Here is a 12,395-nt window from a genome sequence, read left to right on the forward strand (position 1 = left end):
CGGCCTGGCTACATCCACTTGACTTAGTACTAATCGATTAGTACTAATGGTGCCGAGTCCACCACCCGGCATGCCATGGCAACTCCCAATCCCACCGAAGGCGAACTCGCCATCCTGTCCGTGCTGTGGTCGCGCAACGAGCCGATGACCGTGCGCGAGGTGCATGAGGTGCTTTCGCGCAGCAAGGACACGGCTTACACGACCGTGCTCAAGATGCTCACGATCATGAGCGACAAGGGCCTCGTGCATCGCGACGACTCCGAACGCAGCCACACCTACCGTGCAGTGCATGCCCAACCGGTAGTGCAGTCCTCGCTGTTGAAGGACCTGATGCGGCGGGCTTTTTCGGGATCGGCGCTGACCTTGGTGCAGCGTGCGCTCGATGACGAGATCGCCAGCGCCGAGGACCTCGACGCGATCTCCAGGCTCATTGCGCAGGCCAAGGCCAGGCGGAAGAAGGGCTGATGGACGCATTGTCCGCCCTGCAGTACGGATTCGCCCCGGCGCTGGCGTCGGCACTGCTGCACTCGCTGTGGCAGGACACACTGCTGGCGCTCGCCGCGGCGTGCGCGCTGGCGGCCATGACGCGCGCGAACGCGGCGACGCGGCACGCGCTGGGGATGGGGTTCCTGGCGGCGATGGTGCTGGTGCCGGCGCTGCAGTTCCTGCATTTCTGGCGGCAGCCGGCAGAGCAGGTCAATGCCGGCTGGCTGCCGGCGCTGGAGCCTGTGCAACTCGCGGATGCGTCGGGTGTGTTCGTGCGCGAGAGTTCGCCGCTCGCCGCGGCAGTGGTGCTGCTGTGGCTGCTCGGCGTCGGCGTGGTGCTGCTGCGCCATGCCGGCAGCATGCGCGCGATCCGACGGATGGAACGCGCACCCTACGAATCGCTGCCGCCAGAATGGCTGGCGCGCACGCAGCGGCTCCGGCGAGCGATGGGCATCGCACGCGACGTCGCCGTGCGCTTGACCCATGACGTCGTCGTGCCCTGCGCCGCGCGCATGTTGCGTCCGGTGATATGGCTGCCGGTGTCGCTGCTCGCGCGCCTGCCTGGCGAACAGCTCGAAGCGCTGCTGGCACACGAGCTCGCGCACATCGCGCGCAAGGACTGGCTGTGGAACGGGCTGCAGTGCGTGCTCGAGGCAATGCTGTTCTTCCATCCCGCGACATGGTGGCTCGGCCGGCGCATCCGGCAGGAGCGCGAACACGCCTGCGACGATCTGGCGGTGGCGGCGTGCGGGGACGCCATTGCGCTGGCCGAGGCACTGACGGCATTGGAACGTCAGCGCCAGCCCATTCCCCGTCTTGCTCTTGCTGCCAACGGAGGTTCACTCATGCAACGCATCAAACGCCTTCTCTCCGCGCCACCCTCGCGCGCCGGGTGGGCCGCCCGCATCGGGCTTGGCGCCGTCCTCACCGCGGGCGTCCTGCTCGTGGCCCAGGCTGGCCTGGCCGGGAACTGGCGTCCCGACCTGCAGGTTCGCTCGAACACGGAGGGCAAACTTGGCCCCGGGGACTGGCGCGACATCGAGGCCAATGGCGTCGACGGCCGGCGCTATTACCGCGCCAGCGTCGATGCCCAGGGACGTCTCAGCGAAACCTACGAGAAGGACGGTCAGGCTCGCCCCATCGATGCTGGTGTGCGCCGCTGGCTCGCCGAAGTGGATCGCATGAGCGTCGCGCCGCCGCCGCCGCCCCCTCCCGCACCGCCTGCGCCGCCGGCCCCGCCTGCGCCTCCGACGCCGCCGGACATCCGCGATTCGGCCACGTTCCGGTCGCTGATGCAGCTCATCGCCGTCGAGCCGCGCGTCACTGCGAAACTGGGCTCGCCCGTCGTTGCGGCCGCCGGGCCGATCAACGGCAACATCCGCCTTGACGATGGAGAAGGGGATGCCGACCTGCGCTTCACGCTCAGTGGTCCCAAGGGCAGCGCCCGGGTTCGCGTCGAGGCGGATCGCGAGGATGGCGTCTGGTCGCTGGAATCCGTTGATCTGGAGTGAGGGCGGTTTTTTATCGCCTTGAAGTCCTAAGGATTTAGTAGCACTGGCCTGCGCGGCGACGCGGCTGCGTCCGCATCGCCGCGCGAGGCAGGACTTCCGGGACAGGCCGATGCACGGCCGGTGGCTATAGTGGCCGGACTTCCAGCAAGGAGTGCGTCGCCCGTGATCCGGTCCAGCCTTCCGCTCGTCGCTCTGCTAGCCGCCGCCACCACCGCTTCCGCGGGTGCGGTGCACGGCATCCATCCCGAAGACCTCAACCGCAGCGCCGACGCCTGCACCGATTTCTTCGACTTCGCCAACGGCGCGTGGCGGCAGCAGAACCCGATTCCCAGCTACATGGATCGCTGGAGCCGCCGCTGGCAATCCGGCGAGGTCAACAAGGAACACGTCCGCGACATCCTCACCGAGCTGTCGGCGAAAACCGATTGGCCCAAGGGCAGCGCGGGCCAGCTCGCCGGCGACTTCTACGCCGCATGCATGGACGAATCCCGCGTCGACGCGCTCGGCAGCAAGCCGGTCCAGCCCTGGCTGTCCGAGGTCAACGCGATCAAGGACAAGGCGGGCCTGCAGCGCATGATCGGCAAGCTGCACGACGTGGGCGTGTTCGTACCCTTCATCGTCTATGGCGGCGAAGACCTGCACGAGCCGTCGAAAACGGTCGCGCACATCTATGCCGGCGGCCTGGGCATGCCCGACCGCGACTACTACCTCAAGCCCGAGCCGCGCTTCGTCGAGGCCCGCGCGAAGTACCTCGAGCACGTGGCGAAGATGTTCGAACTCGCCGGCACCAAGCCCGAGGCAGCGAAGCAGAACGCCCAGACCGTGTTCGCCTTCGAGAAGCGCCTGGCCGAAGCCTCGCTGGACAACGTGCAGCTGCGCGATCCGAAGCAGCTCGACCATCCGACCGCATTCGCCGACCTGGGCAAGCTCACGCCCGACTTCGATTGGACCAGGTACTTCGACGCGGCCCACATGCCGCGCGACGCCGTCAACGTGACCCAGCCGAAGTTCATGCAGCAGGTCGAGAAGGAGCTGGCCACCACGCCGCTGCCGCAGTGGAAGACCTACCTGCAGTGGCACGTGCTCAACAACGCCGCGGACACGCTGTCCACGCCGTTCGTCGAGGAGAACTTCGCCTTCAACGGCAAGTTCCTCACCGGCGCCACCGAGATCAAGCCGCGCTGGAAGCGCTGCGCCGAACTCACCGACAACCAGCTCGGCGAAGCGCTCGGCGCGAAGTACGTCGAGAAGTACTTCCCGCCGGAAGCCAAGGCCAAGATGCAGGAGATGGTGAAGAACATCCTGCTGGCGATGGACGACACCATCCACGAACTCGACTGGATGGACGAGGCGACCAAGAAGAAGGCGCTGGAAAAGCGCGCGACCTTCTTCCCCAAGCTCGGCTATCCCGACAGGTTCAAGGACTACGCGGGCGTGGTCGTCTCGCGCGCTTCGGCCTGGGACAACGTCGTCGCGGCATCGCGCTGGAACGTCGCCGACAACCGCAGCCAGGTCGGCAAGCCAACCGACCGCAGCCGCTGGGGCATGACGCCGCCGACCTCCAATGCGTACTACAACCCGTCGCAGAACGAGATCGTGTTCCCGGCCGGCATCCTGCAGCCGCCCGCGTTCGACGTTAACGCCACCGACGCGGTCAACTACGGCGCGATCGGCGTGGTCATCGGCCACGAGATCAGCCACGGCTTCGATGACCAGGGCGCGCAGTTCGACGCGCAGGGCCGCTTGGCCAACTGGTGGACGCCGAAGGACAACGCGCAGTTCGCGGCCAAGGGCCAGTGCGTGGTCAACCAGTTCGAGAGCTACTTCATCGAGCCCGGCATCCACCACAACGGCAAGCTGGTGCTGGGCGAATCGATCGGCGACCTCGCCGGGGCAAAGATCGCCTACCGCGCGTACCTGAAGTCGCGCGAAGGCAAGGGCCCGGAACCGACCATCGACGGCTTCACTCCCGAGCAGCAGTTCTTCATCGCCTGGGGCCAGTGGCGCGGCGACGAAACGCGGATGGAAACCCAGCGCACCATGATCCAGGGCGACCCGCATCCGGTCGCGAAGTACCGCGTCAACGGACCGCTGTCGAACCTGCCGGCGTTCCGCGAGGCCTTCCAGTGCAAGGCGGACGCACCGATGGTGCGGCCGCAGGCCGACCGTTGCGAGGTCTGGTAACGCAAACGCGATGCAGGGCGGGCACGGCCCCGCCTTGCATCATTCGGGCAGGGTTTCCCCGGAACCGCCGAAGGCGCTCGGGAAGTCCCTGAGTTTGGGCAGGCCGTCCTTCATCCGCAGCACGGTCTCGGCGTAGTTCACGTGTACGCCGGGCTCGAATTTCAGGCTCGGAATCGTCGCTGCATACACGTCCACCAGGCCCAGGGGCGGGTGGTCGGCCATCAGGTGGCCGCCGCATTTCGTGCAGAACTGGCGGTCGCTCATTCCGGTCTTCTTGAAATGGCCGAGGCTTTCGGCGCCGCGGGTGACCTTCACGTTTTCCGGCTTCCACAAGGTGAAGGCGTTGACCGGGCCCGCCGACCAGGAGCGGCAGGACGCGCAATGACAGTAGCCCATCGCTTCGGGCGCGCCGGCGACTTGGACTTCGACGGCACCGCAGAAGCAGGTGCCCGTATGCAGATCGGTCATGGGGATTCTCGTTGCGGCACGTGCCCTTAATGACGAACGCAAGTCACCGCCTGCGCAGGCCGCGGCAGGGCCGTGGTCCCGTTGCACGGGTCCTAGGGCGGGCTCACGGCAAGTCCAGCGGCGTGGGCGCTGAACTCACGGGGCCTGCGCCGGACCACGGCTAGTATCCGGATCGCCAAAACAGCGGCCCGCGCGGCCGCTCGCGCACAGGAGGCAGCAAGATGGCGTCCGTCAGATACATCGCGAGCGACATCGACAAGTCCGTCGACTTCTACCGGGACCTCCTCGGGTTCGAGGTGGGCAAGCACAACCCTGGCAAGTTTGCCGAACTCATCCGCGAGGACCTGCACCTGTTCCTCAATGCGCCTGGAGCAGGCAGCGCGGGCGTCGCCGGAGGCAATCCCGAGCCGGGCGGGTGGAGCAGGTTCATGATCGTCACCGACGATCTCGACGGCATGATTGATGAGTTGAAGCGTGCGGGGGCGACGTTTCGCGGTGACATTGCCGAGGCAGGTGCGGGACGGCAAATCCTGCTGCAGGATCCCTCGGGCAATGCGGTCGAATTGTTCGAGTACAAGAAGCATTAGGTCGGCCGGGTAACACGTCCATCGCGCGTAAAAAAAGGCCCCGTCGAATGACGGGGCTTGTTGTTCGCTGGGACCGTCCGGGCGAATGAAGGCTCAGAAGTTGTTGTCGCCATCCAGCAGTCGGCCCAGGCCACCCAGCACCGACCCCTCGTCGCGTCCGCCGCCGCGCTGTGGCGCCGCGGCGAGCATGCGACCCGCCATGCGCGAGAACGGCAGCGACTGCAGCCACACCTTGCCCGGGCCGGTGAGCGTGGCGAGGAACACGCCTTCGCCGCCGAACAGCATGCTCTTGATGCCGCCAACCGCGCGCACGTCCATGTTGATCGTGTCGTGGAAGGCCATGACGCAACCGGTATCGACGTCGAGGCGCTCGCCTGCGCGCAGCTCGCGTTCCACCACGGTACCGCCGGCATGCACGAACACCCAGCCATCGCCTTCCAGCTTCTGCATGATGAAACCTTCGCCGCCGAACAGCCCGGTGAGGATCTTGCGCTGGAAATGGATGCCGACCTGCACGCCGCGTGCGCCCGCCAGGAAGCTGTCCTTCTGGCAGATCAGGCGGCCGTTGTGTTCGTCCAGCTTCATCGCCAGCACCGTGCCGGGGTAGGGCGCGGCGAACGCAACCCGCGCCTTGCCGTTGCCGTTGTGGGTGTAGACCGTGGTGAACAGGCTCTCGCCGGTGACCACGCGCTTGCCCGCGGTCACGAGCTTGTCGAGGAAGCCACCGCCCTGGCCGGACTGTGCGCCGCTGCCGAAGACGGTGGTCATCTCCACGGCCGCGTCCTTGTACATGAGCGCGCCGGCTTCGGCGATCGCGCTCTCGCCCGGGTCGAGCTCCACTTCAACGAACTGCATGTCGTTGCCGACGATGCGGTAGTCGATGTCGTCGTTGCGCGCCGTCGTGCGCGCGCCCTTGCCGGGCATCGGCGGCGGCAGGTGTTCGGGCGCTCCGGCCGGCCGCAGTTCCGCGACCTCCGCGATGGGCCGCCAGCCGGTGAAGCCTTCGCGCCAGCAGAAGTGGCCCGGATTCTGTTGCGCATACTGGCGCGCGGCGCCTTCGTCGAACGGTCCGATGCGATCGCCGCTGCCGGAATGGAAGTACCAACTCGTCATGTGGGGGGCTCCTTGCGCCAGGTTTTCAGCGCGCAAGGTAACAGGCGCCTTGACGCACCGACCTGTGCCGCCGGTCATGACAGGCCGCGCTTCGCGGAAAACGTGCTCACCGGCCAATGGACTGCGGCCCGGCGAGCATGGGCGCTGGCGCGATTGACACCATGCTAACGCCTTGCCTCCAACCGTCACGGCTTCGCACGGTTCGCAGCACCGTCCTGGATGCAGGCATCGGCCGAAAGCCCGGGTGTCGCCGGACGCGGATCGCGCATGGCGCGGAGAGCAGGCTACGGATGCGCAAGCGGCTTGAACTGAGGCACGCTGACAACGGACCGATGCGAGGAGAGCAACGATGGTTGCCAAGATCCAGCCATGCCTCTGGTTTGACGGCAATGCCGAGGAAGCAGCGCGCTTTTACGCCGACACCTTTCCGGACACCCGGATCGGCACGGTCATGCGCGCGCCGGGCGACTATCCATCCGGCAAGGAAGGCGACGTGTTGACCGTGGAGATGACAATTCTCGGCATGCCATTCCTGCTTCTGAATGGCGGTCCGGAATTCACCTTCGACGAAGCGGTGAGCTTCCAGGTCGCGACGGAGGACCAGGAGGAGACCGATCGCTATTGGAATGCGATCACCAGCAACGGCGGGCAGGAGAGCATGTGCGGCTGGTGCAAGGATCGCTTCGGGCTGTCGTGGCAGATCACTCCCAAGCGCCTGACCTCGCTTATCGCCCAAGGCGGCGACACGGCGGCGCGCGCGTTCAAGGCGATGATGGAAATGCAGAAGATCGATATCGCCGCGCTCGACCGGGCCGTCGCAGGCAGCAAAGACTGAGCTTCGACGCGCCGCACGACGCCCGCGCTGCGGGTCGTCTGTGTTCGGCCGAAGCGCGGACCAAATCGAAGCGAGCCCTGGATCCCTTGATGCGCCCGATCGGGTCCGGGCAACCTACGAGCCGTGGATGGTCGGTCTGCCGCCGCGGTTCCCGCTTGCGCATCACTACGCACGCGATCGTGATGCGAGCGGCCGTCGGGCCTGATGCGTCCTGAGAGGACCGCGCCGGCAGGCTCCGGTCCAGCCGTCACGCCAACTGCACCCGGCCCAGACGTGGCAATCACCCGGGCACGCCTAATCTGAATCCACCTGATTCAGGGTCAGCCACCATGCTCCAGACCGCGACGATCCTGTTGGCGATTACCGCTTTGGGCGGCCTGCTCATGGCGATCATCCGCTTCAGCACCAAGCGCAATCCGCCGGCCTGGCTGGCGATGCTGCATGGGCTGTTGGCCGCATCCGGCTTGACCCTGCTGGTGTATGCGATCTGCACCCAGTCGGTCCCGCCATTGGCCACATTCGCGTTGCTTCTCTTCCTTGCCGCGGCCGGCGGCGGCGCGGTGATGAGCCTGGCGTACAAATGGCGGCAACGGCTGCTGCCGGCGTGGCTGGTTGTTGCCCATGCCGGTGCGGCAGTCACCGCGTTCCTGTTGCTGCTGGTCGCCGCGTTCGGTTTGATGTGAGCACAGCGCTCGCGGGTCGCGCAAACGGCTCAGGGGCGGACTTTGCGCGCCCGCCATGCCGCCCGGAATTCGAGCAAGGCGGGCAGGACGCATAGCAGCACCGGCGGAATCAACGCCGCGACCCAGGCTGCGCGGGGTAACGCCGGTCGTCGTGCGTCGAGTTGCCAGCCGGCGTCGACGGCCGCCGGCCACGTCGAGATCAATATCCACGCCAGGCCGATGACCGGCGCCATGTCCAGGACGCTATGGATGTGCTGCTCGGCCGGCAACAGCACGCGGTGCCGGGCGAATGCGATCCGCGTGTCGATGTACCCCACTGCCGCATGGGCCAGCACCAGCGCAGACAACAACAGCGCGGAGGTTCGCCCCAGCTGGTAGGCAAGTGCGATGACGACCGCCATGGCCAGCAGCGCGAGCTGGATCAGGTGCGTGGCCGATTCGGCGACGCCGGATGTGTACGGAAGGTCCGTCCGGCGGTGGCAGATGAAATCGCCCAGACCCACCCCCAGCCACAGCAGGTAGCCGCAGTACGCGAGCCAGAGTTCCGTCGACATGCTCGGGTCCTCGTCGCGTCAGTTCACCTTGATCTTTGGGACGACGCGCCAGACGGTGTTCGACAGATCGTCGGCGACGATCAACGCGCCGCGCGGATCCACGGTCACGCCCACCGGGCGTCCCCGGGTCATCCCGTCCGTGCCGCGGAAGCCCGTGACGAAATCCACCGGCGGTCCGGCCGGTCGGCCGTCATGGAACGGCACGAAGACCACCTCGTAGCCGACAGGATCGCTGCGATTCCAACTGCCGTGTTCGCCGATGAAGACGCCCTCGCCAAATCGTGGGCCCATCGCCGGCGTCGAGAAAGCCAGGCCCAGCGCGGCGACATGCGACCCCAGGCTGTAGTCGGGGCGAGTGGCGGCGGCGACCTTCTTCGGATCCTGCGGATGCACGCGCGGATCGACATTCTGTCCCCAATAGCTGTAGGGCCAGCCGTAGAAGCTGCCTTCGCGCACGGATGTCAGGTAGTCGGGCACCAGGTTGGGCCCGAGTTCGTCGCGTTCGTTCACCACGGTCCACAGTTGCTGCGTGCCGGGCTGGACGGCGAGCGCCGTGGGATTGCGCAAACCGGTGGCGTACGCGCGGTGCGCACCCGTCGAGGCGTCGATCTGCCAGACCATCGCCCGGTCGACTTCGGCCGCCATGCCGCGTTCGGTGATGTTGCTGTTGGAGCCGATCCCCACGTACAGGAAGTGTCCGTCCGCACTCGCGGCCAGCGACTTGGTCCAGTGGTGGTTGATGGCGGAGGGCAGGTCGGTAACCTTCGTGGGCGGTCCGCTCGCGCGGGTCTGCCCGTCGCGATAGTCGAACCGCACCAGCGCATCCTGGTTGGCCACATACAGCTTGCCGTTGGCCAGCGCGAGACCGTATGGCGCATTGAGATCACTCGCGAAGACGCTGGACGTCTCGTAGCTGCCGTTGCCATCCGCGTCGCGCAGCAGCGTCAGCCGGTTGCCGCCCTTGACGGGGCTGGTGCCCTTGGCCTTGATGTAGGTCGCGATCACGTCCTTCGGCCGCAACTTGGGCGCGCCGCCGCCGCGGCCTTCGGCGACCAGGATGTCGCCGTTGGGAAGCAGGAGCGTCTGGCGCGGAATTTTCAGGCCGGTGGCGATTGCCGTGATGGTGTAGCCCGGTGGCACCGTTGGCCGGTGCTTGCCCCATTGCGCGGGGTTGGCGATCTCCATGCTGGGCAGAAGCGTGGTGCCCTGTTCGGGCAATGCAGGCGTCGCCCCGTATTGCGACGGATCCGGATCGTGGCCGCCGCAGGCGATCAGGGGAACGGCGGCGGCCGCCAAGGCGAGCAGGTGCGAACGCTTCATGGCGTGCCTCCCGGGCGGAGGCTGGCAAAGCACAGCCATGCCGCGACCGCGGAAAGCAGGGCGACGAGCGTCGACAGCACCAGGCCCGTAGGCATGCTCGCCCACGCATCCCGCGCGTGGATGAGTGCGTTGAACACCCCCAGGATCCACATCGCCAGCAGAACCAGGAAGCCAGCGAGCGCCGGAGTGGCGCTGCCCCGGCGGCGCAGGCCCAGCGCCCCACAAACGAGTGCCACCGCGCCGAAGGTGAGGCCCCCGACGATCAGCCAGGAAGCAAAGTTGATCCACTGGACCTGGCTGCTCGAGTAGTAGGCGTAGTCGGCCAAGGCTGCGCCGAGAAATGACGGCACGGTCGCCCCCGCCAGAAAGGCGTGCGCCGGATGCGGTTGTGAACGAATGGTTACGGACACGACGGCGTCTCCTGCGCGATGCCTGCGGCCGTTCTAGCCCATGCAGTGTCCAAAGCCCGTGTTGAGTGCGGCCTGCCTGGTGGACGTGGCGCTTGCTCGGCAGCAGCACCGGTGAGGAAGGACGGGCGGGGCGGCGATCCACCGCTTACTCGCGCATGTTCGGCGTCCCCGCCACCAGGCCGAGGCAGCCCTCGGCTGTTCTCCGGCCTGGTGGGCCCGCTCCTGTGGCGCTGGTTCCTAGCGACGCGTCTCGTTGCGACGCATGCGGTCTGCGAGCAGGGCGACCATGTCTTCCGCCTTGCCGGCCGACGAGGCGTGCTCGCCCGGGCGGGCGCGCTCGGTCGGGATCCTTTCGATGCCGGCGGCGCGTTGCGGCTTGATTTCCTGTGGCGTCGATTCGGTGCGCTGGTGCATGGGATCTCCTGTGCTATGGCAGTGACGACGCATGCACTCTCGCGGGACCTGCGTTACCGCGTGATGAGCGGCGAGGGCAAGGATTCAGCATGCCGACTCGCCGCAAACCGCGTGTCGCGCCTCAAGCGGCGCGATTCATGCGAAGTCCATCGTGTCGCGGAGCTCGACACGCGATCCTCCGGATGGTCCCCGGCCGGGGTGCGGATCCTCCAGGGCTTTCGCACCAGCTTTAGCCTTTGCCAGGCATGCTCAGACGGATCAAGGCAGGAGCAATCCATGAACGCGATCCGATTGGCGGTGGCTTTCGCGGTCGGGGCCGCGGCGATGTACTTGCTCGACCCGATTGCCGGCCGTCGCAGGCGGGCGTTGGTGCGCGACCAGGGAATATCGGCGGGCCATGGCTTGCAGAGTTACGTCAAAGCCAAGGCCAGGCACACGAATGACCGGCTGCACGGCGCCGTCGCCAAGGCACGCGCGCGGCGGCGCAATGCACCGGTCAGCGATGAGGTGCTGGAGGCGCGGATCCGGTCCGACCTCGGCCACCTGGTGCGGCGCGCAAGCGCCGTCACGGTGGCGGTCCAGGATGGCGATGTCGTGCTGCGCGGGCACGCGCGTTCCGACGAGATCAACCGCCTCGTCGAGCACGTCGCGGCGATGCAGGGCGTTGGCTGGGTGGAAAACCAGATCGGTGCGAACGGCCGGCCGGACCAGCAGACCGTCGGCGCGAACGGGAACGCACCGGTCGAAGGCGCGCCCCTGCAGTAGGCGCGAGCGCTTCCCTCGTCCGTGAAGTGGAGATTGCCGCGATGCGCTGACCGCCAGGCATGGCAGGGATGCCTCACTCCACGGCAGGTTGCACCGGATCGAATGCGAGTAGGTCACCGGGCTGGCACTCCAGCGCCGCGCAGATCGCCTCGAGGGTTGAGAAGCGGATTGCCTTCGCCTTGCCGGTCTTGAGGATCGACAGGTTGGCGAGCGTGATGTCGACACGCGCGGCGAGTTCGGTGAGCGTCATGCGTCGCGCGTGCAACAGTTCATCGAGGCGGACCACGACGGCCACGTCACACCGTCCCTTCGAGATCGGCCCGCATGCGCGCGCCCTGGGCGAATACGCCGGAGAGCACGAACAGCAGCAGTACCGCGAACCACGACGCGATCGAAAAGCCGTCCACGTGTCCCGGTTCCCAGACGGTCGATGCGATGCCGGCGATGACCAGCCGCAGCACCTCCAGGGCCAGCACGCTCCACGCGATCGCTTCCAGGCGACGCGAATTATCCAGGTTGAACGGATCGCCATCGCGGACCGTGTCGACAATGGCGAGGAGGCGCCGCAGGATCGTGTGCACGAGCACCGCGGCGACGATGCCCAGCACGACGATCGCGCGTAGCCCGTTCGGCAGTTGCGGGTGGGCCGATGCAAAGTCGCCCAGCGGGTTCTGCGGCCAGCCGGTGATGAAGAAGCTCGCGATGAGCAGCAGGGCGATCCCGGCCGCGTAACAGAGATTGAGGACGGTCAGGAACTGGATGACCGGACGGGCGGCGGTCAGGGCTTGGGCGGATGTGCGGTTCATGGCGTTCACCGGCTGGGTTATCGTAAAACGATAATATGCATATTGCGCAACGATAAAAATAGGCCAGAAGGCACCCCGCCGCAGCGCCGAGTGCAGGGGAGGCGGCCGGTCTTCCCGGGCGTGGCGCGACTTCGCCTTGGCTTCACCCAAGTCCCGTCGCCTATTCACCGCGGCAGCGGAGTCTCGGCCCACAAGTCCGGGGCACCGTGTTGAGCGGTGCCTCCTGGACCACAGAGCACACTCAAGAACGGAGGCCGGG

General features: G+C 67.0%; 15 protein-coding genes. 7 read left to right on the forward strand and 8 right to left on the reverse strand.

The window, feature by feature from the left end; translation table 11 throughout:
- Positions 1-75: 75 nt before the first annotated feature.
- The 3 genes from BP05_RS02240 (at position 76) to BP05_RS02250 (ending at position 4,181) form a co-directional block, all read left to right on the forward strand.
- Positions 76-465 (forward strand): BlaI/MecI/CopY family transcriptional regulator, encoded by a 390-nt coding sequence (locus BP05_RS02240; RefSeq protein ID WP_496359999.1) that lies wholly within the window; start codon positions 76-78, stop codon positions 463-465.
- Positions 465-1,997 carry a cytochrome c oxidase assembly factor Coa1 family protein gene (locus BP05_RS02245; protein WP_496360001.1) on the forward strand — a complete coding sequence of 511 codons (1,533 nt, stop codon included), beginning with the start codon at positions 465-467 and terminating at the stop codon, positions 1,995-1,997. The genes BP05_RS02240 and BP05_RS02245 overlap by 1 nt, the downstream gene beginning before the upstream one ends.
- Positions 1,998-2,159: 162 nt before the next feature.
- Positions 2,160-4,181: a M13 family metallopeptidase gene (locus BP05_RS02250; protein ID WP_496360003.1), complete on the forward strand. Its 2,022-nt coding sequence runs from the start codon at positions 2,160-2,162 to the stop codon at positions 4,179-4,181.
- Between the two features lie 39 nt (positions 4,182-4,220).
- Here BP05_RS02250 and BP05_RS02255 read toward each other — a convergent pair whose 3' ends face one another.
- Entirely contained in the window at positions 4,221-4,649 is a 429-nt protein-coding gene (locus tag BP05_RS02255) for a GFA family protein (protein WP_496360005.1), read from the reverse strand.
- Between the two features lie 221 nt (positions 4,650-4,870).
- Between BP05_RS02255 and BP05_RS02260 the strand changes: the two genes are divergently transcribed.
- A complete protein-coding gene (locus BP05_RS02260) occupies positions 4,871-5,236 on the forward strand; it encodes a VOC family protein (RefSeq protein ID WP_496360007.1) in 366 nt (121 codons plus the stop codon).
- A 93-nt stretch (positions 5,237-5,329) separates the two neighbouring features.
- Here BP05_RS02260 and BP05_RS02265 read toward each other — a convergent pair whose 3' ends face one another.
- On the reverse strand, positions 5,330-6,349 hold the full coding sequence (locus tag BP05_RS02265; protein WP_496360009.1) for a TIGR00266 family protein: 1,020 nt from the start codon (positions 6,347-6,349) through the stop codon (positions 5,330-5,332).
- Between the two features lie 349 nt (positions 6,350-6,698).
- Between BP05_RS02265 and BP05_RS02270 the strand changes: the two genes are divergently transcribed.
- Together BP05_RS02270 and BP05_RS02275 are read left to right on the forward strand one after the other, a co-directional pair.
- Positions 6,699-7,184 carry a VOC family protein gene (locus BP05_RS02270; RefSeq protein ID WP_496360010.1) on the forward strand — a complete coding sequence of 162 codons (486 nt, stop codon included), beginning with the start codon at positions 6,699-6,701 and terminating at the stop codon, positions 7,182-7,184.
- A gap of 329 nt (positions 7,185-7,513) precedes the next feature.
- The gene (locus tag BP05_RS02275) at positions 7,514-7,867 is read left to right on the forward strand and encodes a hypothetical protein (protein ID WP_496360012.1); all 354 of its coding nucleotides are present in this window, start codon (positions 7,514-7,516) and stop codon (positions 7,865-7,867) included.
- Between the two features lie 29 nt (positions 7,868-7,896).
- Here BP05_RS02275 and BP05_RS02280 read toward each other — a convergent pair whose 3' ends face one another.
- From BP05_RS02280 to BP05_RS02295, 4 genes are all read right to left on the reverse strand, one after another.
- Entirely contained in the window at positions 7,897-8,421 is a 525-nt protein-coding gene (locus BP05_RS02280) for a hypothetical protein (RefSeq protein ID WP_496360014.1), read from the reverse strand.
- A gap of 18 nt (positions 8,422-8,439) precedes the next feature.
- Entirely contained in the window at positions 8,440-9,741 is a 1,302-nt protein-coding gene (locus BP05_RS02285) for a PQQ-dependent sugar dehydrogenase (protein ID WP_496360016.1), read from the reverse strand.
- Complete coding sequence (locus tag BP05_RS02290) at positions 9,738-10,151, reverse strand: DUF2231 domain-containing protein (protein ID WP_496360018.1); 414 nt, start codon at positions 10,149-10,151, stop codon at positions 9,738-9,740. The genes BP05_RS02285 and BP05_RS02290 overlap by 4 nt, the downstream gene beginning before the upstream one ends.
- Before the next feature lie 237 nt (positions 10,152-10,388).
- Positions 10,389-10,565 (reverse strand): hypothetical protein, encoded by a 177-nt coding sequence (locus BP05_RS02295; RefSeq protein WP_496360020.1) that lies wholly within the window; start codon positions 10,563-10,565, stop codon positions 10,389-10,391.
- A gap of 276 nt (positions 10,566-10,841) precedes the next feature.
- Between BP05_RS02295 and BP05_RS02300 the strand changes: the two genes are divergently transcribed.
- Entirely contained in the window at positions 10,842-11,330 is a 489-nt protein-coding gene (locus BP05_RS02300; RefSeq protein WP_496360022.1) for a BON domain-containing protein, read from the forward strand.
- Between the two features lie 73 nt (positions 11,331-11,403).
- Here the strand turns inward: BP05_RS02300 and BP05_RS02305 are convergent, their stop codons facing one another.
- Together BP05_RS02305 and BP05_RS02310 are read right to left on the reverse strand one after the other, a co-directional pair.
- The gene (locus BP05_RS02305; protein WP_496360024.1) at positions 11,404-11,625 is read right to left on the reverse strand and encodes a helix-turn-helix domain-containing protein; all 222 of its coding nucleotides are present in this window, start codon (positions 11,623-11,625) and stop codon (positions 11,404-11,406) included.
- 1 nt (position 11,626) lies between these two features.
- Positions 11,627-12,286 (reverse strand): DUF2975 domain-containing protein, encoded by a 660-nt coding sequence (locus tag BP05_RS02310; protein ID WP_496360026.1) that lies wholly within the window; start codon positions 12,284-12,286, stop codon positions 11,627-11,629.
- Between the last annotated feature and the right edge of the window lie 109 nt (positions 12,287-12,395).

The sequence above is a fragment of the Lysobacter oryzae DSM 21044 genome, from assembly GCF_059568595.1.